The sequence below is a fragment of the Actinokineospora spheciospongiae genome (assembly GCF_003182415.1).
Lineage (GTDB): Bacteria > Actinomycetota > Actinomycetes > Mycobacteriales > Pseudonocardiaceae > Actinokineospora > Actinokineospora spheciospongiae.
In genome coordinates this window covers 648789-674690 of sequence record NZ_QHCP01000003.1, presented here as the reverse complement: position 1 = coordinate 674690, position 25902 = coordinate 648789, and the positions used below count along the sequence as shown (strand labels likewise).

24 protein-coding genes are annotated in these 25902 nt (G+C 73.7%); 14 read left to right on the top strand and 10 right to left on the bottom strand.

Annotated elements, in window-relative coordinates:
• Positions 1–612 precede the first annotated feature (612 nt).
• The gene (locus DFQ13_RS10655) at positions 613–810 is read right to left on the bottom strand and encodes a DUF5302 domain-containing protein (RefSeq protein WP_035283233.1); all 198 of its coding nucleotides are present in this window, start codon (positions 808–810) and stop codon (positions 613–615) included.
• A 214-nt stretch (positions 811–1024) separates the two neighbouring features.
• Here DFQ13_RS10655 and DFQ13_RS10650 point away from each other — a divergent pair, with 214 nt between their 5' ends.
• Together DFQ13_RS10650 and DFQ13_RS10645 are read left to right on the top strand one after the other, a co-directional pair.
• The gene (locus DFQ13_RS10650) at positions 1025–1537 is read left to right on the top strand and encodes a hypothetical protein (RefSeq protein WP_110079629.1); all 513 of its coding nucleotides are present in this window, start codon (positions 1025–1027) and stop codon (positions 1535–1537) included.
• 95 nt (positions 1538–1632) lie between these two features.
• The gene (locus DFQ13_RS10645; protein WP_110079628.1) at positions 1633–2106 is read left to right on the top strand and encodes a cupin domain-containing protein; all 474 of its coding nucleotides are present in this window, start codon (positions 1633–1635) and stop codon (positions 2104–2106) included.
• A 5-nt stretch (positions 2107–2111) separates the two neighbouring features.
• Here the strand turns inward: DFQ13_RS10645 and DFQ13_RS10640 are convergent, their stop codons facing one another.
• Positions 2112–2519, bottom strand: a complete 408-nt coding sequence (locus DFQ13_RS10640) for a DUF3224 domain-containing protein (RefSeq protein WP_035283229.1) — start codon at positions 2517–2519, stop codon at positions 2112–2114.
• Between the two features lie 141 nt (positions 2520–2660).
• Between DFQ13_RS10640 and DFQ13_RS10635 the strand changes: the two genes are divergently transcribed.
• Positions 2661–3503 carry a 4'-phosphopantetheinyl transferase family protein gene (locus DFQ13_RS10635; RefSeq protein ID WP_110079626.1) on the top strand — a complete coding sequence of 281 codons (843 nt, stop codon included), beginning with the start codon at positions 2661–2663 and terminating at the stop codon, positions 3501–3503.
• Positions 3496–5508: an alpha/beta fold hydrolase gene (locus DFQ13_RS10630; protein WP_110079625.1), complete on the top strand. Its 2013-nt coding sequence runs from the start codon at positions 3496–3498 to the stop codon at positions 5506–5508. Before DFQ13_RS10635 ends, DFQ13_RS10630 begins: the two co-directional genes overlap by 8 nt.
• 13 nt (positions 5509–5521) lie before the next feature.
• Here DFQ13_RS10630 and DFQ13_RS10625 read toward each other — a convergent pair whose 3' ends face one another.
• On the bottom strand, positions 5522–6574 hold the full coding sequence (locus DFQ13_RS10625; protein WP_052021232.1) for an alpha/beta fold hydrolase: 1053 nt from the start codon (positions 6572–6574) through the stop codon (positions 5522–5524).
• 80 nt (positions 6575–6654) lie between these two features.
• Here DFQ13_RS10625 and DFQ13_RS10620 point away from each other — a divergent pair, with 80 nt between their 5' ends.
• Complete coding sequence (locus DFQ13_RS10620) at positions 6655–7422, top strand: SAM-dependent methyltransferase (RefSeq protein WP_110079624.1); 768 nt, start codon at positions 6655–6657, stop codon at positions 7420–7422.
• Positions 7419–8393: a GNAT family N-acetyltransferase gene (locus tag DFQ13_RS10615; protein ID WP_110079623.1), complete on the top strand. Its 975-nt coding sequence runs from the start codon at positions 7419–7421 to the stop codon at positions 8391–8393. The genes DFQ13_RS10620 and DFQ13_RS10615 overlap by 4 nt, the downstream gene beginning before the upstream one ends.
• A 324-nt stretch (positions 8394–8717) precedes the next feature.
• On the opposite strand, the gene DFQ13_RS10610 is transcribed toward DFQ13_RS10615, so the two are convergent.
• Genes DFQ13_RS10610 through DFQ13_RS10600 form a run of 3 tightly spaced genes read right to left on the bottom strand, consistent with a single transcriptional unit; the run spans position 8718 to position 13476 of the window.
• Positions 8718–9875, bottom strand: a complete 1158-nt coding sequence (locus DFQ13_RS10610; RefSeq protein WP_035283224.1) for an acyl-CoA dehydrogenase family protein — start codon at positions 9873–9875, stop codon at positions 8718–8720.
• Complete coding sequence (locus DFQ13_RS10605; RefSeq protein WP_110079622.1) at positions 9872–11857, bottom strand: acetyl-CoA carboxylase biotin carboxylase subunit; 1986 nt, start codon at positions 11855–11857, stop codon at positions 9872–9874. The genes DFQ13_RS10610 and DFQ13_RS10605 overlap by 4 nt, the downstream gene beginning before the upstream one ends.
• A 5-nt stretch (positions 11858–11862) precedes the next feature.
• Positions 11863–13476: a carboxyl transferase domain-containing protein gene (locus DFQ13_RS10600; protein ID WP_110079621.1), complete on the bottom strand. Its 1614-nt coding sequence runs from the start codon at positions 13474–13476 to the stop codon at positions 11863–11865.
• A 169-nt stretch (positions 13477–13645) separates the two neighbouring features.
• On the opposite strand from DFQ13_RS10600, the gene DFQ13_RS10595 reads away from it, so the two are divergent.
• Together DFQ13_RS10595 and DFQ13_RS10590 are read left to right on the top strand one after the other, a co-directional pair.
• A complete protein-coding gene (locus DFQ13_RS10595; RefSeq protein WP_110079620.1) occupies positions 13646–14701 on the top strand; it encodes a helix-turn-helix domain-containing protein in 1056 nt (351 codons plus the stop codon).
• A complete protein-coding gene (locus tag DFQ13_RS10590) occupies positions 14698–14898 on the top strand; it encodes a hypothetical protein (RefSeq protein ID WP_035283220.1) in 201 nt (66 codons plus the stop codon). Before DFQ13_RS10595 ends, DFQ13_RS10590 begins: the two co-directional genes overlap by 4 nt.
• Before the next feature lie 51 nt (positions 14899–14949).
• Here DFQ13_RS10590 and DFQ13_RS10585 read toward each other — a convergent pair whose 3' ends face one another.
• A complete protein-coding gene (locus DFQ13_RS10585; protein WP_110079619.1) occupies positions 14950–15747 on the bottom strand; it encodes an SGNH/GDSL hydrolase family protein in 798 nt (265 codons plus the stop codon).
• A 157-nt stretch (positions 15748–15904) separates the two neighbouring features.
• Here DFQ13_RS10585 and DFQ13_RS10580 point away from each other — a divergent pair, with 157 nt between their 5' ends.
• Positions 15905–16528, top strand: coding sequence for an SACE_7040 family transcriptional regulator (locus DFQ13_RS10580; protein WP_110079618.1), 624 nt, complete (start codon positions 15905–15907; stop codon positions 16526–16528).
• 91 nt (positions 16529–16619) lie between these two features.
• Here DFQ13_RS10580 and DFQ13_RS10575 read toward each other — a convergent pair whose 3' ends face one another.
• Positions 16620–17021, bottom strand: coding sequence for a hypothetical protein (locus DFQ13_RS10575; RefSeq protein ID WP_146241186.1), 402 nt, complete (start codon positions 17019–17021; stop codon positions 16620–16622).
• Between the two features lie 358 nt (positions 17022–17379).
• On the opposite strand from DFQ13_RS10575, the gene DFQ13_RS10570 reads away from it, so the two are divergent.
• From DFQ13_RS10570 to DFQ13_RS10560, 3 genes are read left to right on the top strand one after another with little or no spacing between them, the layout of a single operon-like run.
• Positions 17380–18189 carry an SAM-dependent methyltransferase gene (locus DFQ13_RS10570; protein WP_110079617.1) on the top strand — a complete coding sequence of 270 codons (810 nt, stop codon included), beginning with the start codon at positions 17380–17382 and terminating at the stop codon, positions 18187–18189.
• A gap of 10 nt (positions 18190–18199) precedes the next feature.
• Positions 18200–20308, top strand: a complete 2109-nt coding sequence (locus DFQ13_RS10565) for a diguanylate cyclase domain-containing protein (RefSeq protein WP_052021224.1) — start codon at positions 18200–18202, stop codon at positions 20306–20308.
• 30 nt (positions 20309–20338) lie between these two features.
• Positions 20339–20839, top strand: a complete 501-nt coding sequence (locus tag DFQ13_RS10560; protein WP_035283213.1) for a hypothetical protein — start codon at positions 20339–20341, stop codon at positions 20837–20839.
• Between the two features lie 8 nt (positions 20840–20847).
• Here the strand turns inward: DFQ13_RS10560 and metX are convergent, their stop codons facing one another.
• Positions 20848–21930 (bottom strand): homoserine O-acetyltransferase MetX, encoded by a 1083-nt coding sequence (gene metX, locus DFQ13_RS10555; RefSeq protein WP_110079616.1) that lies wholly within the window; start codon positions 21928–21930, stop codon positions 20848–20850.
• Positions 21927–23231, bottom strand: coding sequence for a bifunctional o-acetylhomoserine/o-acetylserine sulfhydrylase (locus DFQ13_RS10550; RefSeq protein ID WP_035283209.1), 1305 nt, complete (start codon positions 23229–23231; stop codon positions 21927–21929). Before DFQ13_RS10550 ends, metX begins: the two co-directional genes overlap by 4 nt.
• A 215-nt stretch (positions 23232–23446) precedes the next feature.
• Between DFQ13_RS10550 and DFQ13_RS10545 the strand changes: the two genes are divergently transcribed.
• Entirely contained in the window at positions 23447–24319 is an 873-nt protein-coding gene (locus DFQ13_RS10545) for an SGNH/GDSL hydrolase family protein (protein WP_110079615.1), read from the top strand.
• Between the two features lie 34 nt (positions 24320–24353).
• A complete protein-coding gene (locus DFQ13_RS10540) occupies positions 24354–25829 on the top strand; it encodes a PucR family transcriptional regulator (protein WP_110079614.1) in 1476 nt (491 codons plus the stop codon).
• Positions 25830–25902 lie beyond the last annotated feature (73 nt).

Below are 25902 nucleotides of genomic sequence, written 5' to 3'. Positions count from 1 at the left end.
GATCCCGCACCGACCCGACGATTCGCACCGACCGGGCGATCCCGCACCGGCACCCCCGAGCACCGCACGCGCACCCGCGAACGGACGACCCGCCCCGCCGGCCCACACCGACACCGGGTCCTCGATCAGCACCCACTGCTCCGCCTGATCAACACCCGGAGCCCCGACGCACCCACCTGCCGAACACGCCCCAGGCCAACCGAAGTCAACTCCCGCCCCACCAACTCCCCGCCCCCGCCTGCCCTGCGCCCCCACCTGCCCCGCGCTCCCACCAGCCCTCTGCTCCACTCAGTCCTCTGTTCCCGCTGGCCCCCGAACACCACGCCCATCCCGCACCCGGCAACAGCACGTGAAGCACCGACCACTCCCCCGCAGCCCCAAACCCCAAGCAGCCCCAACTCGAAGCACCGCCCCGAACCCGAAGCCGCGCACCCCACTCCGAAAACCAAGCACGCGCGCCGCTTTCCCTCGCGCGCGCGTTGCCATCCACAACCCCCACCCTCCCTGGGGATTGGCGGCCCTGGGGCCATTCTACCGGGGTGGGAGGGCGGGAGCGGTGGTGTTGATCTTGCCTGTGGACAACTCCTGTCGCCCGGGCGGGTGGTTCCGGGGTCAGCCGCTCTTGCGGCGGTGCTGGCGCTTGGCGCCCGCGCGGCCGTGGGCGTCGTGGACCTTGGAGTTGCCGGTGGCGTTGTCCTGGCCTGCCTGGGACTTCGCCTGCTTGCGCTGCAGGGCTTCGCGGAACTTGCTCTTGAGGTCCTGGGGCTCGGCCGTCTCGTCGGTGGCGGGCGGCTCGGGCTGGTCGGGCATGAAGGACCTCCAACGGGGGGCGGACGGGCAGTCAAGCCTGGCACGGGTGCTCCGGCCGGGTCGACTCGGTTTCGAGGTTACCGCGCTCCGGACCCGGCTCCGCGCCCCTCGGCCCCCGGCGCCGGGTGGCGGGCGGGGCGGGCGCGCCGAACCGCATCGGCCCAGGGTGGCGGCGAAGATCGCTCCCACTACCCTCTCCGGCGGAGGAAGAACGGTGAACCTGCTGGACCACATCGCGTCCGTGGCGGCACTGGCCGGCCGCGCGGACCACGACCCGCGCGCGCTCGCGGCCGACGAGCACCTTCGCTTCGAGTGGTACCGGGCCGCCGACCCGGTGGACGAGCGGGCGTTCCTGGAACTGGTGCTGCTCGACCCCGACCGGGAGATGGCGACCGCCGCGGTGGTGGCCAGGATCGACGAGCGCGGCCGGGCCCGCGGCGACTTCCACGCCTGGGCGGCCAGGGTCGGTCCCGTGGTCGAGCACGTGGAGTTCCTGCGCCGCAGGCTCGCCGAGTGGCGGCTGCTGCGCGACGCGCTGGCGGGCAGGCCGGTGCAGGCGACGGCGGTGCTGGCGGCGAGCGACTGGGCGCAGCGGCGGCTGGCGGCCGAGGTCGACGGGGACCTGCTGGCGCTGCTGGCGGTGCACGGCCGCACCCGCCGGGTGCGGGCGCTCACCCGGGTGCCGCGCCCGGTGCGCAGGCCGCGCGAACCGGACAGCGGGTACTGAACCGGGCGCGCATGACGGTCGACACGCCCGCCGGGACTGGACCGGGCCGCCGCGGTCGCGGTCTACTCGGATTCCGCACGGGTGTAGGGAGTTCGATGTCGTACCTGGGGACCACCGGCGAGCACAGCGCGCGCTTCCGGCCGGTGGACGAGACGATCGTGTTGGACCGGCCCACCACCTCGGCGCACTTCGTGGCGCCGGGTTCGGTGACCGACGGGCAGTTCGGCCTGTTCCGCTGGGACATGGCGCCCGCTTCCGGCGGCCCGGCCCGGCACTTCCACAAGACGTTCTCGGAGTCGTTCTACGTCATCGACGGCACCGTCCGCCTCGATGACGGGGAGCGCACCGTGGACGCGACGGCGGGTGATTTCCTGTACGTGCCGATGGGCGGCATCCACGCCTTCGCGAACGTCTCCGACGAGCCTGCGTCGATGCTGATCCTGTTCGCCCCCGGCCCGCCGCGCGAGCAGTACTTCCTGGAGCTGGCGGAGATCGCCGAGTCCGGGCGCGAACTCAGCGCCGAGGAGTGGGCCGAGTTCTACGCCAGGCACGACCAGTACATGGTCTGAGCGGTTCAGCCGGGCAGCTCGTACTCCAGCTCGAAGAAGTGCTCCTTGTCCGGGGTGATGGTGATGGTGGCGGTGCCGCGCAGGCCCGCCAGCCCACCGGTGCCCGAGCCGGGCACGACGAAGTAGCGCGAGCTGAGCTGCCCGCGGTCCTGGCTGGAGCTGTGCGAGAGCACGAAGGTGCCCTCGCGCCCGTGCACGGTGCCCTCGAAGAACTCGATGCCGACGTAGGTGGCGGACTTCTCCTCGGTCGTCTGCGCCATGATCATCTCGGTCCAGCCGCGGCCGGTGATGTCGCCGCCGTCGAACTTGCGCGAGGACTTCCCGTGCAGCAGCTTCGCGCCGTCGGTCACCCGGTACGGCTGGTCCGCCTCTTCCCAGACGTCGAGGTCGAACTGGCTCTTCGCGGTCGGCACGGCGACTCCTCCTGGCTCGGTTGGACCACACCCTAGCGCCGCACCGGCGCGGGCGGGCCGCTCAAAGTTGAGCGGCGCCACCGGGTCGCCCCGGCGCAGCATCGGCGGGTCCGAAGTGCCCGACCCCCCGGAGGGCCCGCGATGCCCGTTCCGCAGCCGCCCGCCCGGCCCGCCCGGCCGCGCCGCACCGAGGCGGCCGGGGTGGCGATCGGCGCGGACGAGGCGCACGTGTGGGTGCTCGACCCGCAGACCCTGGCCCTGTCGGACCTGGTGTCGGCCTGCCACGACCTGATCTCCGACGACGAGCGAGCCAGGGTGCGCCGCCGCCGGTTCGACCGCGACCGGCACACCGCGCTGGCCGCGCACGCGCTGGCCCGGACCGCCCTGAGCTGGTGCTCCCCCGAAGTTCACCCGGACGAGTGGCGGTTCGCCCGCACCGAGCACGACCGCCCGGAGGTGGCCGACCCGCCGTCGCCGCTGCGGTTCAACGTGTCGCACACCGACCGGCTGATCGCCTGCGTGGTGACCCGCGACATCGCCTGCGGGGTGGACGTGGAGGTCGCCGACCGGGACACCGACGTGGCGCTGCTGGTCCGCGGCACCTGCACCCCGGCCGAGTGCGCCGCGCTGCGCGGGCTGCCCGAGGGCGAGCGACCGGGCCGGTTCTTCCGGTACTGGACGCTCAAGGAGGCCTACAGCAAGGCCCGCGGCCTGGGCATGTCGGTGCCGTTCGAGCGCTACGGCTTCGACTGGGACTCCGGCCCGATCCGGGTCAGCACCCCGGGGGACGCCCCGGAGGAGGACGACCCGGCGCACTGGCAGTTCGCCCAGTGGCCGGTGACCGACCGGCACATCCTCGCGGTCGCGCTGCGCACCGGCCTGGCGCCGGACCTGCGCATCGTCCGCCACCCCACCCCGACCGGGCGCGACGGCGCGGGCGGCCCGGGGGTCTTCGCGCGTTGGAGGTTCGAGAACCATGGCTGACACCGTCCTGATCACCGGATCGGCCGTCCTGCTGGGCGCGCACCTGGCCGCGCGCAGGCTGGCCGCCTCGGACGACTACGTGATCTTCGCGCCGTGGGGCACCGACCAGCCGGGCCGCGCGGACCTGACCGCCGCCGTGCGCCGGGTGCTGCGCGCCTCGACCGGCGCCGGGCCGGGTCCGGCCGTGGACATCGGGCGGATGCGCTGCCTGCCGTACGGGGAGGGCCTGGCCCGCGCCCTGCCGGAGGGCTGGGAGACCGCCGAGGTGTGGTGCGTCACCGGGACGCCGAAGGTGTCCGGGGCGCAGTTGGCGGCGGCGGACCTGGTCGGCACCCGGCGGCTGCTGGAGGAGCTGGGGCCGCTGGGGGTGCGGCGGCTGAACTACGTCGGGTCCGGGTACGCGGCGGGCCTCGACGCCGGGCACGTCCCCGAGGAGCCGTGGGCGGTCGACGACGGCCTGGGCGACCCGGTCACCGAGCGGTACACGGCGCTGGAGCGCGAGGTCGTCGGCGCCTGCGCCGCGGCCGGGGTGGAGCACCGCGCGTTCCGCACCGGGCTGGTGGTGGGCGAGGACCTGGGGCTGGCGGGGTTCGTGCGCGAGGGCGCGGTGCCGCTGTTCGCCGCGGTGCACGACCTGGTGCGGGAGGTGCGGGAGCGGCTGCCGGAGTACTTCGGGCACCAGCCGCTGCGCTGGTTCGCGCCGGGCGGCGGCTCGCTGGGGCTGATCGAGGTGGGGGCGGCGGCCGACGCCCTGCTGTGCCTGGCGCGCAACGAACCCCCCGGCGGGGTGCACAACGCGCTGGCGCCGTCGAACCTGGCCGTGGAGAAGCTCGTCGACCAGGTCGGCGAGGCCTACGACATCCCGATCACCGCCGTGGCCGACCGGGCCGACCTGACCGCGGTGGACCGGCTGTTCGAGGCGCGGCTGGGCGCGTTCGCGGAGTTCTTCACCGCCCGCACCACGTTCCGGCCCACCGCGCGCTGCGGCCCGGAGTCGGCGGTGACCCCGGAGCTGCTGCGCTCGCTGCGCCGCGCCCAGGACCTGGCGGCGCGCGCGGGCGCCCGGCACGTCGCGGAGACGCGGATGGGCGCGCGGCGGCGGACGATCGACGTGCACGGGCAGCCGCTGACCTACGAGGTGTGCGGCGGCGACGGCCCGGTGCTGGTGGTCCTCAACGCGCTCGGGCAGGGCCCCGGCTTCTGGTACCGGCTGGTGGACCGGCTCGCCGACCGCTACCGGGTCGTCCTGTGGGAACCGCGGGGCACCGACTCGCCGGTATCGGTGGTGCTGGGCGACCAGGTGAACGACCTGGCGGAGGTGCTGCGGCACGAGGGCGTCGAGGAGTGCGACCTGCTCGGCTGGTGCACCGGCCCGAAGGTGGCCGTCGAGTTCGCCCGCCGCCGACCGGGGGCGGTGCGGTCGATGGTGCTGCTCAACGGCTCGTTCCGGGCCACCGGGCGCGTCGGCGACCCGGACACCCCGTACGAGCGCAACCTGGAGGCGCTGTGCCGGATGGTCGGCGGGCAGCCGCAGTTGGCGCGGTCGATGCTGCGCATGTTCGGGATGCGCGAGGAGTTCGACCCGTCCGCCGACCCGCACGAGCTGGCCGCGCAGGTGCTCGCCCTGCCCAACACGACCCTGGCCGAGGAGCTGCGCCACCCGTTCCGCTCGCCGGAGGCGCTGGTCAACTACGCCCGCCAGCTCCTGGACTTCTGGGCGCACGACTCCCTGGCCGACGCCGGGTCGATCCGCACGCCGATGCTGTTCGTCGGCTCCGAGCTGGACACGGTGGCCTCACCGGAGCGGTTCGAGCTGTCCGCCGCGGCCTTCCCCAACGCCCGGCACGTGCGGATCGACGGCGCCACGCACTACGTGATGCACGACCGCCCCGACCTGGTGGCCACGATCGTCGACGGGTTCCTGCGCGGGCACGAGCGGCCGCTGGACCGCGCGGGCGGCGTGCACTGGGCGGGTTCGCCCGCGCTGGTGGGCGACCGGTCCTGAACCGCGCGACCGCTCAGTCGATCGGGTTGTGCCTGGCCAGGAAGTCGTCGACGTGCCGCCACGTGGTGGCCCGGGCGGCGCGACCGGCCAGCACGCCCAGGTGCCCGCCGGGGCAGGTGTGGAAGGTGACCTCCGGGGCCCCGCCGAGCACGTCCACCAGGTGCCGGACCGCCCGCGCGGGGGCGATGGCGTCGCTGTCCCCGGCGACCACCAGCACCGGCACCGACACCTCGCGCAGCGCGATGCGGCGGCCGCCGAGGTCCAGCTCACCGCCCGCGAGGTCGTTCGCGCGGAAGAAGCGGTGGTAGATCTGGCCGAAGGTGCGACCGGGGTAGGCGATCATGTTGTCGGTGAACCGGTCCACCGCCTCCAGTTGCGCCAGGAAGTCCGCGTCGTCGAGGTTGCGCAGGATCGCGTACGGCTTGGTGACCACCTTGTCGATGGCCGAGATCTGGAACGCCTTCTTCACCAGCGCCCGCGGCGCCCCGCCCAGCAGCCGGTAGGCCGGGGTGAGAATCCAGCCGTTGGTCAGGTCCGCCAGCGGTTTGATCGGGGCGACCAGCGGGATGGCGGTCATGTCGATCGGCGCGGCGATCGTGGTCAGCGAGGCGATCGGCAGGTCGTGCCGGTCGGCGGCGGTGAGCAGGGACAGGATGCCGCCCAGGCACCAGGCCACCAGGTGCACCGGCCGCCCGCCCGCGTCCCGGCTGACCGCCTCGATCGAGCGCGGCAGCACGTCGTCGACCCAGTGCTCCAGGCCCAGGCCGCGGTCGGCGAAGCTCACCTGCCCGTAGTCCACCAGGTACACCGAGCGCCCCCGGTCCACCAGGTGCTCGGCCAGGCTGCACCCGCGGCGCAGGTCGAAGCACAGCGCCGGGGCGGCCAGCGGCGGCACCAGCAGCACCGGGTCACCGGCCCCCGCCGGGGTGAAGCGGTGCACCGCGCGGGTGCGACCGCGGTCGACCAGGGCGCGCGGCATCGGCCGGAGGTCGGCCAGCCCGCCCCGGAACACCTTCGCCACCACGTTCGCGGTGGCCGAGGACACCCAATCCGGTGCCGCTGCCAGTCCCGACGCCACTGCCGCTCCCCACGTTCGGTTCACCCACTAGTATCCATGCGGGCGGAGGGTCACCGGGGAGGTACACATTGTCAGGACCGGCGGCGGACCCCGACCGGCCCAGCGCCGCCCGGGTGTACGACTACCTGCTCGGCGGCGCCTGCAACTTCGAAACCGACCGCCGCTTCGCCGAGCGGATCGTCGCGGCCATGCCCGAGGCCCGGTCCGCCGCCAGGGAGAACCGCGACTTCCTGCGCCGCGCGGTCCGGTACTTCCGGGCCCGGGGCATCACCCAGTTCCTCGACCTCGGGTCGGGCATCCCCACCGTGGGCAACGTGCACGAGGCGGTCCCGGACGCGCGGGTGCTGTACGTGGACCTCGACCCGATCGCGGTCGCGCACAGCGAGGTCGAACTCGCGGGCTGCCCCCGGGCCGAGGTGGTCCTCGCCGACATGCTCGACCCGGACGCCGTCCTCGGCTCAGCGGCGGCGCGCAGGCTGCTCGACCTGGAGCAGCCGATCGCGGTGCTGATGGTGTCGGTGCTGCACTTCGTCCCCGACCCGATGCCCGCCATCCGCCGCTACGTCGAGGCGATGGCCCCCGGCAGCTTCCTGGCCATCACCCACGGCACCCGCGACGCCCGCCACCCCAACAACGACAGCGCCGTCCGCCTCTACGACGAAACCGGCAGCGCCAGCGTCTCCCGCGACCGAGCCCAGGTCGAAGCCCTGATCGACGGCCTGGACCTGGTCGAACCAGGCGTGGTGTGGACCCCCCAGTGGCACCCGGACACCGCCCCCGGCGACGGCGACCCGCGCGAGTCCCTGATCTACGCGGTGGTCGGCCGCCGCCGATGAGACCCCTGCGCGACGAGTCGGAACTGACCACCCTGTGTTCGCACAGACCCGACGCGGAAGCCTGGCGCCGGATGATCACCCACGGCCTCGGCACCGGCCTCAACCGCCTGGAGTGGTGCTGGCTGGCGGAGGAAGCCGGGGAGGTCACCGCCGCCCTGGCCTGGTGGGCCCCGATCGGCGCCACCCACCCCCACATGCTCGACCTCCTCGCCACCCCCGACCCGACCGCCGCGGTGGAGCTGATCACCCACAGCCGCCGGGCCCTCGACATCCCCACCGCCGAGTGCAACGTGGTCACCCCCGACGACACCACCCCCGACCCCGTCATCCCCGACATCCTGCGCGCAGCGGGCTTCACCCCCGCGGTGGACCGGGTCCGCGTGGAATGGACCCCGACCAGCCCACTGGCGACACGATCGGGTGAACAACCGCAAAAGTTGTCCCCGATCCACCCCGCCGGCCCCTCTCCCGTATCGAAGAGGAGAACGCGGCCCCGGACCCCCCTGGAACTCCGCCAGGCCCGCCACGTGGACGAGGACACCCTGATGACCCTGTTCGCCCAGGTCGGCGACGGCACCCTGGACCACCACTCCAGCCGCGCCCGAGCCACCCGGGGCCGCACCGCCGAAGCCGCCGACCGCCTGCACAAGTGCTTCGCCTACCCCGGCGACCCCACCTGGTTCACCATCGGCTTCACCCCAGACGGCCACCCCGCAGGCTACGTCGTCCCCGCCCTCATCGACGGCGACCACCCCGTCCTCGCCGAGATCGGCGTGGCCCAACCCTTCCGCGGCCAAGGCCACGTGGACCACCTGCTGACCACCGGCACCCGAGCCCTGACCACCGCCGGAGCCACCCGCGTCCACTCCGACACCGACCAGGCCAACCACCCCATGCGCGCGGCCTTCGCCCGCGCGGGCTACCGCGAATTCGCCACCCGCCGCGACTACGCGTGGACCCGCCCGCACTGACCCGGCTCGACGGGCGCGCCTGGCCGGCCTGCGCGGCGGTGGCGCGCCGGGTGGGGTCTGGTGGCGAGGTTGGGGGAATCGTTGCGGGAGCGGTTTTTCGCATCGCCTGGGCGCAGTTTCGGGGTTTCAGGCCGAACGGCCTGTCGCGGGTGCCAGGCCGGTCAGAGTGCGGGAACGTGCGGCAGTCCGATGAGTCGCGCGGCGTGCCACTGGGCCGGGGGGACAAGCCAGCGAGCCACCCGGGCCGGGTGACGAGCCACGGGCCGGGTGGCGGATCGGCGGCTCCGCAGGCCACCGAAGTGGACCCACGGAGCTGTCACCCGGTCAGCCCGCCAACCCCAGTTCGCGGGCGATCAGCATGCGCTGCACCTCGCTCGTGCCCTCGCCGATTTCCAGGATCTTCGCGTCCCGGTAGAACCGCCCCACCGGGTACTCGTTCATGAAGCCGTAGCCGCCGAAGATCTGCGTGGCGTCGCGGGCGTTGTCCATGGCCGCGTTGGAGGCGACCAGTTTGGCGATGGCCGCTTCCTTCTTGAACGGTTGGCCGCGCAGCATCTTCGAGGCCGCGGCGTAGTAGGCGAGGCGGGCGGTGTGGGTGCGGACCTCCATGTCGGCGATCTTGAACTGGATGGCCTGGTAGGAGCCGATGTTGTGGCCGAACGCGGAGCGTTCGGCGGCGTAGGTCAGTGACTCGTCGACGCAGCCCTGGGCCAGGCCGACCGAGAGGGCGGCGATCGCCACCCTGCCTTCGTCCAGTGTGGACAGGAATTGGGCGTAGCCGCGGCCTTCGGTGCCGAGGAGGTTTTCAGCGGGGACGCGGACGTCGGTGAAGGACAGGCCGCGGGTGTCGGAGGCGTTCCAGCCGACCTTGGAGTATTTGCGCGAGACCTCGAAACCGGGGGTGCCGGAGGGGATGATGATGGCCGAGATGCGCTTGCGGCCGTTGTCGTCCGTGCCGGTGACGGCAGTGGCGGTGACCAGGCTGGTGATGTCGGTGCCGGAGTTGGTGATGAACGACTTGGAACCGTTGACCACCCACGAGTCGCCGTCGCGGACGGCGCGGGTCTTGGTGGCGCCCGCGTCGGAGCCGCCGCCCGGTTCGGTGAGGCCGAACGCGCCGAGGGCGGTTCCGGCGGCCAGAGGGGGCAGCCAGCGTTCCTTCTGCTCGGCGGTGCCGAAGCGGTACAGCGGCATGGCGCCCAGCGACACGCCCGCCTCCAGGGTGATCGCCACGGACGAGTCGACGCGGGCGAGTTCTTCCAGGGCCAGGCACAGGGCGAAGTAGTCGCCGCCCATGCCGCCGTGCTCCTCGGGGATGGGGAGGCCGAACAGGCCCATCTCGCCCATCTTGGCCACGAGCGCGTACGGGAACTCCTCGCGCTCGTAGAGGTCGCCGATGACCGGGGCGACCTCCTCGCGGGCGAACTCGCGCACGGTCGCGCGCAGGGCGTCGTGCTCCTCGTCAACGCTCAGGTCGATCATCGCTCGTCCTCCGGTGGGGTGACCACGGCCAGGGTTTGGTCCAGCGCGACCTGTTGGCCGGGCCGGACGGGCAGTTCGGTGACGACGCCGTCGACCTTCGCGGTGACGGTGTGCTCCATCTTCATGGCCTCGACGACGAGCAGGGGCTGCCCGGCCACCACGTGCTCGCCCGCCGCGACCTTCACCACGAGGACGGTGCCGGGCATGGGGCTGGTGACGGGGCCGCCCGCGGCGGTGGTCCCCCGGTCGCCGTCGAGCGCGGAGTGCTCGGTGACGGCCCAGGTGTGCCCGGCGGAGGCCAGCCACAGGGTGTTCCCGGACAGGGCGCGGGTGTGGCGGGTGACCCTGCCGCCCAGGGTGACCCGCAGCGAGTCGTCCGCGTGGGACGCCGAGGCGCGCGCCGGGGTGCCGTCGCCGACCGTGACCTCCGCAGCGGCCGGGGTGCCGGTGACGCGCACGGTTTCGGCGCGGTCGCCGCAGGTCAGGCGCAGGGTGAGGGGGGCGGGGCGGCCGAGTCGCCAGCCGTTGGGGACGTCCCACGGGTCGATCGCGGCGCCGTCCGGTTGCAGGGAGAGCAGCCGGTCGAGCGCCGCCGCGGCGAAGACCCCGTCCGGGGCTTCGGCGGTTCCGGTGAGCCGGTCGAGTGAGCGCTCGACGAGTTGGGTGTCGAGCCTGCCCGCGCGCACGTCCTCGTCGGCGAGGAGGGCGCGCAGGAAGGTGGTGTTGGTGCCGACGCCGAGGACCACCGTGTCCGCCAGGGCCGAGGAGAGCCTGGCGAGGGCTTCGGTGCGGTCGGCGCCGTGGGCGATGACCTTGGCGAGCATGGGGTCGTAGTCGGAGCCGACGACGGTGCCGACGCGCAGGCCGGAGTCGACCCTGGCCCACTCGGCGGTGGGTTCGCGCAGGTGCAGGACGGTGCCGCCGGTGGGGAGGAACCCGGCGGCGGGGTCTTCGGCGTAGACGCGGGCCTCGATGGCGTGGCCGTGGAGTTCGACCTCGTCCTGGGTGAGGGCCAGGGGTTGCCCGGCGGCGACGCGGAGCTGCTGTTCGACCAGGTCGAGGCCGGTGACCAGTTCGGTGACGGGGTGTTCGACCTGCAGGCGGGTGTTCATCTCCATGAAGAAGAACTCGTCGGGCCGGTCGGCGGAGACGATGAACTCGACGGTGCCCGCGCCGGTGTAGTCGACGGCCTTGGCGGCGTCGACGGCGGCCCGGCCCATGCGGGCGCGGGTTGCGGGGTCGAGCAGCGGGGAGGGCGCCTCTTCGATGATCTTCTGGTGTCGCCGCTGGAGGCTGCACTCGCGTTCGCCGAGGTGGATGGCGCCGCCGTGGGTGTCGGCGAGGACCTGGATCTCGATGTGCCGGGGGCGCTGCACGAACCGCTCCACCAGGAGCGTGTCGTCGCCGAAGGAGCCGCGGGCCTCGCGCCGGGCCGACTCGATGGCGGCGGTGAGCCCGGCGGCGGACTCGACGAGCCGCATGCCCTTGCCGCCGCCGCCCGCGGACGGCTTGAGCAGCACCGGGTAGCCGACCTCGGTCGCGGCGGCGACCAGGTCGTCGTCGGTCATGCCGGGTTCGGTGCGGCCGGGCACGACCGGGACGCCCGCGGCGGTGACGGTGAGCTTGGCGCGGATCTTGTCGCCCATGGCCTCGATGGCGCCGGGGGGCGGGCCGATGAAGACCAGTCCGGCGTCGGCGCAGGCGCGGGCGAAGGCGGCGTTCTCGGCGAGGAAGCCGTAGCCGGGGTGGACGGCCTCGGCGCCGGTCAGCCGGGCGGCGGCGATGACCTTCTCGATGGACAGGTAGCTGTCGCGGGCGGCGGCCGGTCCGATGTGGACGGCTTCGTCGGCTTCGCGGACGTGCCGGGCGGACGCGTCGGCGTCGCTGTGGACCGCGACCGAGCGGATGCCGAGGCGGCGGAGGGTGGCGATCACCCGGACCGCGATCTCGCCGCGGTTGGCGATGAGGACCGTGCTGAACACTGCGATCACATCCGGAAGACGCCGTAGCGGACGGGTTCGAGCGGCGCGTTGGCCGCGGCGGAGAGGGCCAGGCCGAGGACCTGGCGGGTGTCGGCGGGGTCGATCACGCCGTCGTCCCAGAGCCGGGCGGTGGAGTAGTAGGGGCTGCCCTGTTCCTCGTACTGGCGGCGGATGGGTTCGCGGAACGCCTCTTCCTCGGCCGCGGACCACTCGCCGCCGCGGGCCTCGACGCCGTCGCGGCGGACGGTGGACAGCACGGCCGCGGCCTGCTCGCCGCCCATGACGGAGATGCGCGCGTTGGGCCACATCCACAGGAAGCGGGGTGAGTACGCCCGTCCGCACATCGAGTAGTTGCCCGCGCCGAAGCTGCCGCCGATGACGACGGTGAACTTGGGCACGCGGGCGCAGGCGGTGGCGGTGACCATCTTGGCGCCGTGCTTGGCGATGCCGCCCGCCTCGTAGTCGCGGCCGACCATGAAGCCGGTGATGTTCTGCAGGTAGAGCAGGGGGATGCTGCGCTGGTCGCAGAGTTCGATGAAGTGCGCGCCCTTCATGGCGGATTCGGCGAAGAGCACGCCGTTGTTGGCCACGATGCCCACCGGGTGCCCGTGGACGCGGGCGAAGCCGGTGACGAGGGTGGCGCCGTACTCCTTCTTGAACTCGCGGAACCGGCTGCCGTCGACGACGCGGGCGATGACCTCGCGCACGTCGTAGGGGGTGCGCGAGTCGGTGGGCACGGCGCCGTAGAGGGTGGCCGGGTCGACGGCGGGCTCCTCGGTGGGCAGCACGTCCCACGGCTTGGGCGCGCGCGGGCCGAGGGTGCTGACGATGGAGCGGACGATGCGCAGGGCGTGCGCGTCGTCGTCGGCGAGGTGGTCGGTGACGCCGGAGGTGCGCGAGTGCACGTCGCCGCCGCCGAGTTCCTCCGCGGTGACGACCTCGCCGGTGGCGGCCTTCACCAGGGGCGGCCCGCCGAGGAAGATGGTGCCCTGGTTGCGGACGATCACTGCCTCGTCGCTCATGGCCGGGACGTAGGCGCCGCCCGCGGTGCAGGAGCCGAGGACGGCGGCGATCTGCGGGATGCCGCGGGCGGACATGGTGGCCTGGTTGTAGAAGATCCGCCCGAAGTGCTCCCGGTCGGGGAAGACGTCGTCCTGGGCGGGCAGGAACGCGCCGCCGGAGTCGACCAGGTAGACGCACGGCAGGTTGTTCTGGAGGGCGACCTCCTGGGCGCGCAGGTGCTTCTTGACGGTCATCGGGTAGTAGGTGCCGCCCTTGACGGTGGCGTCGTTGGCCACCACGACCACCTCGCGCCCGGACACCCGCCCCACCCCGGTGATCACCCCGGCGGCGGGCGCCTCGTCGCCGTAGAGGCCGGTGGCGGCGAGGGGTGAGAGTTCCAGGAAGGGGGAGCCGGGGTCGAGGAGCGTGTCCACCCGCTCCCGGGGCAGCAGCTTCCCCCGGGCGACGTGCTTGTCCCTGGCCCGCTCGGGGCCGCCGAGCGCCGCGGTGTCGAGGCGCCGCCGCAGGTCCTCGACCAGGGCCGAGTGCTGCTCGACGTTGTCGGCGAACCCCTCCGCGCCCTCGTCGACCCCACTGCGCAGCACAGGCGCGTCCATCGCACATCCCGCCGTTAGTCGCCGTTAACTACGGCTCCGATGTTAGCGCTGACTAACAATTCCGTCCACCCGATCGGCTCCAGCCCCACAACCCACCCGAACGGCTGAACGCGGCCTGTCCACCGCCGGTTCGCTAGCATCTGTGCGAAATTCGCACAACACTGGCGGCATGGAGTGGTCGTTCCTCGGCGAGCGCGTTCGGGAAGCCCGCCTCGCGGCCGGGTTGTCCCAGGACCAGTTGGGGCACCTCGCGGGGTTGGAGCGCAGCAAGGTGGCGAAGATCGAATCCGGGGATCGGCGAGTGGACGCGCTGGAACTGGGAAGACTCGCCACCGCGCTCGGTGTCCCCATGAGCCATTTCCTGGAGGCACGGCCGCCGGCGATCTCGCGCCGCGCACCGCTCACCGCCGACACGGACACCGCGGGCGCCCGAGACGCCTACCGGTTGGACGCACGCCTGACGGCGTGGCTGCGTGACGTGCGCCAGGTCGTCGAACTCGACGACTTCCGGCCCGCAGCGGCGATCACCAGCCCGGTGCCGGTCACCGACGCGGCCGGAGCCCGCCGCGCAGCGGGCTGGTTGCGGACGCACCTCGGCCTGGGTGACGAACCGATCCCCAGCCTCATGTCGATCTGCGCGCGGGCGGGGCAACTGGTGCTGGTCACCGATCTCCCCGGAGACGGTGCGTCACTGGTCGACGGGGACATCGCGGTCGCCGTGGTCGGCCTCTCCCAGGACCCCGGCAGGCGCCGGAGCACCGCGGCACACGAACTGGGCCACATGGTGCTCGGCGACGCCTACTCGACGGACCTGCACCTGGGCGTCGACCGGGAAGACCTCGTCGACGCCTTCGCGGCCGAGCTGTTGCTGCCGGTCGACTCGGTCCGCGCGGTCGGGGACGCTGTCGGACGCCCGGCCCTGGTCGAACTCGCCGCCCGCTACCGGACCTCGTGGTCGCTCGCGGTCCGGCAGGCAGAGCAGGCGGGCGTGGCGACCAGGCAGGAAGCGGCGAAGCTGCGGTCGAGCACCCCGACCCGCGTCGAGTTCCAGGAAGCCCTGGGGTGGACGCCCCAACCCGACCTGGACGGGGTGCGCGTGCCACCGAGCTACGCGACCGCCGTGGTGAAGGCGTGGCACCGGCGGCTGATCACCTCATCCCGGGCGGTGGAGCTGATGCACGGCCAGATCACCGGGGAGGACCTTCCCGAGGCACCCGGAGCGTGAGCGCGAAGGGCGTCGCGCGCAGCCACGGCCTCGATGCGCACGGGACGCTGTGGCTGCTCGCCCGCGCCCATCGGGCGGGCAAGCTGACCGCAGGAGGCGCGGGCAACATCGTGGACGTGCCCCGCGACACGGGAATGCGGCTTCCTTGCGACGGCTCGGGTTTCGACCGCTGGGCGCGCAGGACAGGCCTGCTCTGACACCAGGAGGCCACCTCGACCGGGGTCGGGGCGGCCTCCTGGTGTCGTGGTTCAGCCCGTGACGGCGCGGAGCGCGGCGTAGTAGCCGCCGTTCTGGCCCGCGCTGTTCGGGTGGTAGGACTCGGCGATCGGGAGACTGACGCTGTTGATCCAGCGGGTGCCGGAGGCGCAGATCTCGTGGCCCGCGAAGGCGTTGCGGCCGTCGACGAAGGTGAAGCCGTGTGCGGAGGCGGCCGAGGAGATGACGCTCGCGAGCACGTCGGAGGACTGGTTGATGGCGGCGCGCTTGGTCTCGCTGAGCCCGATGGCGCAGGAGCCGCCGAGCTTGTAGATGCGCGGGTAGCCCATGACGACCACCCTGGCCGAGGGGGCGCGGGTGCGGATCTGGGAGTACACGGTGTTCAGCCGCCCGGGCAGGGTGGTGCGGGCGAAGTTCTGCGCGGCGTTGTTGCCCGCGACGCAGGCGGAGTCCGACCCGAGGTTGCAGTCGGTCATGACGTTGGCGAAGCCCGCGTCGTTGCCGCCGACGGAGATGGTGACCAGGGCGGTGGTGGAGGTGAGGGCGGAGAGCTGGTTGTTGGTGACGTCCGAGGTGACGGCGCCGGAGCAGGCGACGAACGCGAACGACGACGGCGCGTGCGCGTTGGCCCACAACTGGGCGTAGGAGTTGCTGCTGCGCTTGCAGTTGCCGCTGCTGCCGTAGCTGCCCGCGCCGAGGCCGGAGGAGTAGGAGTCGCCGAGGGCGACGTACCTGCCCGCGGCGGTGGGGGCGGCGAGCGCGGGGGACGCCAGCCCGAGGATCGACAGGGCCGTGAGCAGGGCCACGGCCCAGGAACGAGTGATGCGCATCTTCTGGCCTCCGACTCTGGAGGAATTCCCGACGGTTCACATCACTACCAGCGGAAAAGCGCTCACGGTACCTCTCGGCAACGAGTTAACACTTGCCACTTTAGGGGGGTGGGCGTCCGGTTAGCGGGCGCTAACCGGGCCTCCGTACGATGTGCCCGTGCCCCCCGCAGCCGACCCCGCAGGCGCCAAGCCGTCCCGCCGCGAGCAGATCCTGGCCGCCGCCGCCGAGCTGTTCGCCCGGCACGGCTTCCACGGGGTCGGGATCGACGACATCGGCTCCGCGGTGGGCATCTCCGGGCCCGCCCTGTACCGGCACTTCCGGTCCAAGGACGCGATGCTCGGCGAGATGCTCACCTCCATCAGCGAGGTGCTGCTCACCGGGGGCCAGGCCCGGGTGTCCTCGGTGGCCGATCCCGACGTCACGCTGGGGGAACTGGTCCGCTTCCACGTCGACTTCGCCCTGGACAACCCGGCGCTGATCACCGTGCAGGAGCGCAACCTGGGCAACCTCACCGACCCCGACCGCCGCAAGGTCCGCGCCCTGCAGCGGCGGTACGTGGAGACGTGGGTCGAGGTGATCGTGGCGGCCGTCCCCGAGGTCGCCGAACCCACCGCCCGCGCGGCGGCGCACGCGGTCTTCGGGTTGATCAACTCCACCCCGCACAGCAGGCACCTCGACCGCGACCAGATGGCGGACCTGCTGACCGGCATGGCCCTCTCCGCCCTGGTGCACACCCCTACCGCCCAGCCGAGTCTTCAACCGCGCTTAAGCGGCCGTTAGCGCACCGGCCCCCGGCGCAGGACCGCGGAAACGCCCACGGGACAGCTCCGGCGGAGCTGTCCCGTGGCGAGTGCGAGCCGATTCGAACCGGTTAGAGCTTGTAGACGTCGGCGACGAAGGTGTACGCGCCGGTGGCGTTGGCGATCAGCCCGACCCGGACGAGGTTGATTCCGCCGACCGGACCCGGTTCGGTGAAGTGGAACGGCTTTCTTTCATTCGTCGCGGTCCGGGTCTGCGTGCTGTAGTAGCCGTTCGCGGTGTAGAAGTCGAACACGGCGGTCGTCGATCCGGCGTTCCGGTCGTCGAACACGTTTCCCACGACCGTGGCGGAACGGTTCGAGAACGAGATGTCCGCGGTGACACAACCGCTGGTGCCGTTGCAGATCTCGGCGAACGCGGGAGTCAGCGGGTCCGCGCCTGCCACCCCTGCCGAAAGGCCGATTCCGATGAAGCTGAGAAATGCGAAAACAAGAGCCGTCAAGGAACGTCTCACTTTTGCCCTCCCCTGAAAAATGATCCACTCCCGACAATGGCACGGATGCCGGGCACCGGTACCGCCGACGGAGTGAGCCGACCCCGGTCGAACCCGATCGCGAACGGGTGAGCGCGACCCGGCGGCGGCACGGCTCTGACAGGCCCGGATCGACAAGCGGGCACCGGGGTGCGAATGGGGTGAATGGGATGCGTGCGCCCGGTTTGCGGAATCCACGGTCAAGCGGGGGTGGACGGCTCCCGGCCACTCAGGTGGTCGTCCCGGGGTGACCGTGAGTGTGAAATCGAGGTCTCGTCCAGGTGATGGCGGCGGGGAGTAACGTGTCCGTCACGCTACCGAGTCGGAAGAGGGGTTGGCCGTGGCGGAGTTGGCAGGCTGGGTGCCCGAGGGGATCGACCTGGAGCGACCGAGCGCCGCGAGGCTCTACGACTACCTGCTCGGCGGTGGGCACAACTTCCGCCACGACCGGGAGCTGGCCCACCGGTTCCTCGAGGCCCAGCCCAACGCCAGGGAGATCGCCCGGCACAACCGCGCCTTCCTGCGCCGCTCCGTGCTGCTGATGGTCGAGCAGGGGGTCCGCCAGTTCCTCGACCTCGGCTCCGGCATCCCCACCGTGGGCAACGTGCACGAGATCGCCCAGGACGCCGACCCCGGTGCGCGGGTGGTCTACGTGGACTACGAGGAGGTGGCGTACGCGCACAGCGTGTTGATGCTGCGCGACAACCCGCTGGCCACGATCGTGCAGGCCGACCTGACCCGGCCGGAGCAGGTGCTCGACGCCCCGCAGACGCGGGAGCTGCTGGACTTCGACCGGCCGATCGGGCTGCTGATGGCCGGGGTGTTCCACTTCGTGCCCGAGGACAAGGACCCGGCGGGGATCGTCGCCCGGTACCGGGACCCGATGGTGGCGGGCAGCCACCTGGCGTTCTCCCAGTTCACCCGCGACCTGATGCCCTCGGCGATGGACCGGGTGGTGGAGGTGATGAAGACCAGCCGCGACCCGATGTTCCCCCGGTCGCACGCGGAGATCACCGCCCTGTTCGACGGCTACGAGGTCCTCGAGCCGGGCATCGTGCCGACGGCGCTGTGGCGCCCGGACGCGACCCTGGACGACGGGGACGACCCCGACCGGGCGGGCATCTACGCGGGCGTCGGCCGCAAGGCCTGAGGCCGCGCGGATGCCGACCCGACCGGTCGCCCCCGACGGGGACCAGGAGACCCTGGTCCGGTCGTGGCTGCGGGTGGTCGCCTCGACGGCGTACGTGCCCCGGTCCGCGCAGGACCTGGCGGCGCTGCTGGCCTCGATGCTGGCGACGCTGACCGCGGCGCTGGTGGCGGAGCCGTTCGACACCGGGCCGGGGTCCGAGGTGGGCGCGCGGATGGTCACCGGCGCGCTGACCGGTGAGGAGACCCTGTCCCGGTCGCTGGCTGTGCTGGCGGGTGGGCTGCTCGCCGCGGGCCACCACCCCGAACGGGTGGTGGTGCTGCTGGCCGCGGTGTCCTCCGGGTACGCCGCCGCGCTGCGCGCCCGGACGCTGGAGCAGCAGGAGGACATGAAGCGGGCGATGCTCGGCGCCGCCCGGTTGGCCGAGCAGGGCCGCAAGGACACCGAGTACCGGTTCCGCGAGGTGTTCACCGCCTCCGCCATCGGCATCGCCATCACCGGGGTGGACGGCCGGTTCCTGGAGACGAACCCGGCGCTGGCGACGATCCTGGACCGCGAGCAGGAGGACCTGCGCGGGCACCTGCTCGGCGAGTACTTCCTCGACCAGGAGGCCGACCGGCCCGACCCGGCGTCGAGCGCGCCGGACCGCAGGCGGGTGGTGCGCCCCGACGGGGACACCGCGTGGGTGCTGGTGAACAACTCCGTCGTCCGCGACGACAGCGGCGAACCGGTGTACCGGGTGTCGATGGTGCAGGACCTCAGCGAGCTGGAGCTGCTCGGCACCCGGCTCACCCACCAGAGCCTGCACGACGCGCTGACCGGGCTGCCGAACCGGCTGCACTTCCAGTCCCGGCTGGAGGTGCTGCTCGGGCAGGCCCACCCGGCGGCCGGGGTCACCCTGCTGTGCCTGGACCTGGACGCGTTCGGGCTGGTCAACACCACCCACGGGCACGCTGCGGGCGACCGGCTGCTGCGCGCGGTCGCGCACCGGCTCGCCGCCATGGTCGAGGACGAGCCCGCGGCGCTGGTGGCGCGGGTCGGCGGGGACGAGTTCGCGGTGTTCGTCGTGGACGGGCCGTCGACCCCGGACATCCCCGGTCTGGTGGCGCTGGTGCGCGCGGAGCTGACCGAACCGGACTACGACGGGAAGATCGGCCTGGCCGCGACGGCGTCGATCGGGGTGGTGCGGTGCGCGGCGGCCGACGTGGACAGCGCGGAGCTGTTCCGCGCCGCCGACGCCGCGCTGCACCGGGCGAAGGCCGTGGGCCCGGACCAGTGGGCGGTGCACGACCCGCACGTCGACCGCCGGGCCCGCCGCGTCGGCGCCGCCGCCACGTCCCTGCCCTCGGCGTGGGAGCTGGGCGAGCTGGTGGTGGCCTACCGGCCGGTGGTGCGGCTGACCGACCGGGCGGTGGTGCGGGTGAGCGCGGTGCCGCACCTGCCGGGCGCCCGGGGCGCGCTGCCGCCGCCCGCGGAGCTGGCCGAGCAGACCGGCCTGTCGGTGGCGCTGGCGCCGTGGCTGCTGCGGGAGGCCGCCGGGCAGCTCCCGGTGTGGCAGGAGCTGTTCCCGGGCGCGGGCCCGGTGCTGCGGGTGACCCTGACCAGGGCGCAGACGGCGGACGCGGACCTGGTGGGCGCGGTCAGCCGGGCCCTGGCGCAGGCGGCGCTGCCCGCGCACCTGCTGGAGGTGGTGCTGGACACCGCCGCCGTCCGCGACGCCCACGGCGACGCCCGGGACAACCTGCGCACCCTGGGCGACCTGGGGGTCGGCCGCGGCCTGCACGGCTTCACCGGCGGCCCGGCCCTGGTCGAGCTGGTGGAGCGGTTCGGCGTGGGCGCGGTGCTGCTGGCCGACCCGTTCGACGGCTGGCGCCCCGACTGGTTGCCCGGGAACGCGGTGGCGGTGCGGGCCACCGCCGAGCTGATCGCCGCGGTGGGTTCGGTGGGCGCCGAGGTCGGTGTGGTCGGTGTCCGCGACCAGGCCGAGGCGGCCTGGTGGGCGGCCCGGGGCGCGAGCACGGGCGAGGGGCCCGCTTTCGGCGGTCCGGTGGGGGTGCCGGACGTGGTGCGCGCCGTGCGCGGCGGCAACCCGCCGCCAAGTGAGCGAATCGCCCCGACCTGATCTCCCCGCGCGGGCCGGCCCTGTTGCAGGATGGGGTCCGTGGACGCCGACCCCGACCGCAGGCGCCGCCTCACCGAGGCCGCCGCCCAAGCCATCGCCGCCATGCGCGCGGGTGCGGACGACGGCGCCCTCGACCAGGTCGCGGCGGCCGTGCGGGACACCCGCGACAGCCACACCGGGGCCAGGGAGCTGATGCTGATCCTGTTCCGGGAGTGCGGCACCATGGTCGCCGCCCTCGGCTCGGGTGGCACCGCCCCGGTGAAGATGCAGGTCTACGACGACGACGGCGAGGAAGTCCCGATCGACGAGGCCGACCCCCCGGTCCGCACCGCGGTCCGCACCCTGCTCGCCGAGGTGCACGGGGACACCGAGGCGGCTGAGGCCCAACTGGACATCGCGCTGCACGAGGCCGCCCCGGAGGAGATGACCACGCTGATGGTGCAGGCGCTGCGCTGGACGCTGCGCCTGTCGGAGGAGTGCGCGGCCCGCGACCTGCCCGTCCCGCCGTGGCTCGCCGACGGGACCGCGTGAGCGGGGGCCTACCCCAGGAGTTCCTTGACCAGCCCGGCCAACTGCGGGATCTCGGTGAGGAACCCGTCGTGCCCGGAGGACGAGGTGATCACCCGGAGCCCGTCCGCCCCGGCGATGCCCGCCGCCAGTTCCTCCTGCTGCGCCAGCGGGTACAGCCGGTCGCTGTCCACCCCCGCCACCACCGCCCGCGCGGTCACCGACGACAGCGCGGCCGCGACGCCGCCGCGCCCCTCGCCCACGTCGTGGTCGTTCATGGCCTCGGTCAGCACCACGTAGCTCCCGGCGTCGAAGCGCCGCGACAGCTTGTCGGCGTGGTGGTCCAGGTAGGACTCGACGGCGAACCGCCCGTCGGCGGCCCGGGCGCGCCCGAACCGCTCCTGCAACTCCGCACCGCTGCGGTAGGTGGTGTGCGCGATCCGCCGCGCGACCCCCAACCCGACGTGCGGCCCGGTCTCGGCGCCGTGGTAGTCCCCGCCGTTCCACATCGGATCGGCGCGGATCGCCGCCAGTTGCGGTGCGGCCCAGGCGATCTGGTCGGCCGAGGCCGCGGCCGGGCAGGCCAGCAGCAGCACGGCCGAGACCCGCGACGGCAGTCCCACTGCCCACTCCAGGGCCCGCATCCCGCCCATCGACCCGCCCAGGACCGCGGCCCACACCGGGATGCCCAGCGCGTCGGCCAGCAGCGCCTCGACCGCCACCTGGTCGCGGATGCCCACCCGGGGGAAGCGGCTGCCCCAGGGGGCCCCGTCCGGGGCGGGCGAGGCGGGCCCGGTGGTGCCCTGGCACCCGCCGAGCACGTTCGCGCACACCACGAACCACCGGTCGGTGTCGACGGCCCGGCCGGGTCCGATCAGGCCGTCCCACCACCCGCCGTCCGGTCCGGCGTGCGCGTCGCCGGTCAGCGCGTGCTCGACCAGGATCGCGTTGTCGCGCCCGGGGTTGAGCGCCCCCCACGTCTCGTAGGCGACGGTGACGTCGGGCAGGACCCCGCCCGCCGCCAGGTCCAGCGCGCCGAGCGCGCGGAACCGGCGGCGGCCGGGGGAATCCCCCTCCCGCCACGCGGCGGTGGCGGGAGGGGGAGCGGCACTCACAGTTCTGCCTTGGCCGCCCGGAAGCCCGCCTCCAGGTCGGCCTTGAGGTCCTCGACGTTCTCGATGCCCACCGCGAGGCGCACGAGACCGGCGGTGACGCCGCTGGTGAGCTGCTCCTCGGGGGTGAGCTGGCTGTGGGTGGTGCTGGCCGGGTGCACGATCAGGCTGCGCACGTCGCCGATGTTGACGAGCTGGCTGTGCAGCTCGGTGCCGTCGACGAACCGGCGGCCCGCCTCGACGCCGCCGCGCAGGTCGAAGGAGACGATGGCGCCCGCGCCGCGGGGCAGGTACTTCTGCGCCGCCGCGTGGTACGGCGAGGACGGCAGGCCCGCGTAGTAGACCTTCTCCACCTCGTCGCGCTGCTCCAGCCACTCGGCGAGGGCCTGGGCGTTGGCGACGTGGCGCTCCAGCCGCAGCGACAGGGTCTCGATGCCCTGCAGGATCAGGAAGGCGTTGAACGGGGAGACCGCCGCGCCGGTGTCGCGCAGGAGCTGCACGCGGGCCTTGGCGGCGAAGGCGCCGGGGCCCAGGGCCTCCCAGAACTTGAGGCCGTTGTAGCTGGGGTCCGGCTCGTTGAAGCCGGGGTAGCGGGCCGGGTCCTTGCCGAAGTCGAAGGTGCCGCCGTCGACGAGGACACCGGCGATGGTGGTGCCGTGGCCGCCGAGGTACTTGGTGGCCGAGTGCACGACGACGTCGGCGCCGTGCTCGATCGGGCGCAGCAGGTACGGGGTGGGCACGGTGTTGTCCACGACCAGCGGCACACCCGCCTCGTGCGCGACGTCGGCGACCTTGCGGATGTCGAGGACGTTGCTGCCCGGGTTGGCCAGGGTCTCGGCGAAGAACAGCTTGGTGTTCGGGCGGACCGCGGCCCGCCAGGCCTCGGCGTCGTCCTGGTCGTCGACGAAGGTGACCTCGATGCCCAGCTTGGGCAGCGTGTAGTGGAACAGGTTGTACGTGCCGCCGTAGAGCGACGGGCTGGAGACGAAGTGGTCGCCGGAGTTGGCCAGGTTGAGGATGGCGGCGGTGGTGGCCGCGCTGCCGGAGGCGAACGCCAGCGCCGCGACACCGCCCTCCAGGGCGGCGACCCGGCCCTCCAGGACCTCCTGGGTGGGGTTGTTGATGCGGGTGTAGATGTTGCCCGGCTCGGCGAGGCTGAACAGGTCCTGCCCGTGCTGGCTGTCGCGGAACACGTACGAGGTGGTCTGGTAGATCGGGGTGGCCCTGGCACCGGTGGCGGGGTCGGGGGCGGCGCCCGCGTGCACCTGCTTGGTCTCGAACGACCAGGCTGCGGATTCGGTCATGGCGGTGGTACTCCTTCGTCGCTGGGGGATGGGTTTCGCGCGGCCGGTCAGCGACAGGCGGCGCTGGTGACCCGCAGCAGGTCGACGTGGAGCCGAACGGTGAGAACGGCCATGCCCAGCACGGTAGTGGGAACGGTGCCACCCGGTGCCCGGTTGTCCACACCCTGGGAAATCCCGAATTGACCGTTCCCTCTTCCGCGTGAAGCATCAGGCGCATGCGCCTGCGCGCCCTGCTCGCCTGCGCGGTGGCCGTCGCCGCCGCCGCACCCGCCTCCGCCACGTCGCGGCCCGCCGCGGAGCCCGCCTACCAGCGCTACGTGGCGCTGGGCGACTCCTACGCGGCGGGCCCGCAGATCCCCGAACCGGTGCCGGGGTCGGTCCCCGGGTGCGGCCGGTCGACGGCGGGCTACCCGGCGCTGCTGGCCGCCTGGCTGCGGGTCCCCACGTTCGTGGACGTGACGTGCAGCGGCGCCACGACCGCGCACCTGACCGGTCCGCAGGCGGTCTCCGGTGGGGTGAACCCGGCGCAGTTCACCGCGCTGACCCCGGACACCGACCTGGTCACGCTGACCATCGGCGGCAACGACATGGGGTTCGGCCGCATCGTCGAGACCTGCGCGCGCGAGGGCCGGGCGGACCCGGGGGGCGCCCCCTGCCGGGCGTACTTCACCCGATCGGGCACCGACGTCCCGGCCGCGGACGTCGCCGCGGCCGGGCGGCGGACCACCGCCCTGCTGCGCCGGGTCCACGAGCTGGCGCCGAGGGCGAAGGTGGTCGTGGTCGGCTACGCGCGCATCCTGCCCGAGGGTCCGGGGTGCTGGCCGCTGATGCCGTTCGCCGCCGGGGACACCGCTTACTTCGACTCGGTCGAGCGGCGGCTCAACGACTCCCTCGCCGCCGCGGCCGCGGCGACCGGCTCCGAGCACGTCGACCCGTACCGGTACGGGACCGGGCACGACGCGTGCGCCGCCCCGGAGCGGCGGTGGGTGGAGCCGCTGCTGCCCGCGAGCCCGGCCGCGGTGGTGCACCCGAACGCGCGCGGGATGGCCGCGGTGGCGGCCCTGGCGTGGTTGGCCGCGCACCGCTGACCTTTACTGGGGGCGGGTGAGCGGAGGTCGGGCGATGGTCGGCGTGCGGGACGTGGTGGGCCGGGTCGGGCCGACGCTGCTGCGGTTGGTGGCCGCGGGCGGGGGCGGCGCGGTGGGCGACGTGGTGATCGCCGACGGGGGCGTGGTGGCGGCCGGGGACCTGGTGCTGGGCGTGGGGGTGGACGCGGCGGGCGCGGTGGGGCTGGTGGGCGAGTGCGGGCGGCGGGACGCGGCGGCGGTGCTGGTGAAGCCGCCGCTGGCCGAGGACCCCGCGGTGCTGGCCGAGGCGGAGCGCGCCGCGGTGGCGGTCGTGGAGGTGCGGGCGGACACGTCGTGGGCGCAGTTGGTGTGGCTGCTGCGGTCGGTGCTCGACGCGGCGGCCGACGAGTCCGGACCCGCGGACCCGTTCGGCGACCTGTTCGGGCTGGCGGACGCGGCGGCGGCGGTGGTGGACGCGCCGGTGACCATCGAGGACGCGAACTCGCGGGTGCTGGCGTACTCGGCGCGGCAGGACGGCACCGACCCGGCCCGGGTGTCGACGATCATGGGCAGGCGGGTGCCGCACGACGTGCTCGCCCGGTTCCGCTCGCACGGGGTGTTCCGGGAGCTGGTCAAGGGGCGCACGGTGGTGTTCGTGCCCGCGCAGCCCGACGGCACGCTGCCGCGGCTGGTCGTGCCGATCCGGATGGGCGGGGAGCTGCTGGGTTCCATGTGGGCGGTGGTGTCCGGGCCGGTGCCCGACGAGCGCGCCGCCGCCTTCGCCGACACCGCACCGGTCGTGGCGCTGCACCTGCTGCGCCGCCGGGCCAGGGAGGACGGTGCGCGGGGCCGGTCGGCGGACCTGGTGCGCGCGGCGCTGCTCGGCGAGGGCAGCGGCAGGCTGGCCGCCGCCGAGCTGGACCTGGGGCCCGGCCCGCACCGGGTGGTGGCCATCGACGCGCACGACGAGGGCGGCAGGCTCGCCCTGGCCGCCCGGCTCGGCGAGGGCATCGGGAGGCGCACGGCGATGGGCGAGCTGCACGGTGTGCTGTACGCGATCGTGCCGGACGAGGGGTGGCCCGCGCTGCGGTCCGCGCTGGGCGACCCGGCGGGCCCGCAGGCCGCCGCCGGGACCGCGGTGGGCGCCGGGGACCTGGCCAGGGGCCGGGCGGAGGCGGACGAGGCGCTGGCGCTGCTGCGCGCCGGGCTGGTCGGCGGGCGGGTCGCCGCGCACGACGACGTGTGGGTGGTGCTGGTGCTGCACCGGGCGGCGACGGCGATCGCGGGCGCGGTGGCGGGCATCGGCCCACTGGCCCGGTTGGACGGCAGCGACGACTGGTACCGCGACACCCTGCACGAGTGGCTGCGCCACCCCGGCGACCCGAGGGCGGCGGCCGCGGCGCTGCGGATACACCCGAACACCCTGCGGTACCGGATGTCCCGGGTGGCCGCGCTGCTCGCGGTCGACCTCACCGACCCGGACACCCGGGTCGCCCTGCTGTGCCAGTTGGTGGCCGAGCGCTGGCACTGAGGTGTCGGCACCGAGCGCAGGCGTCGGGCCTGGTGCTGTTGTCGCGGCAGCACCACCCGGTCGACTGATTCTC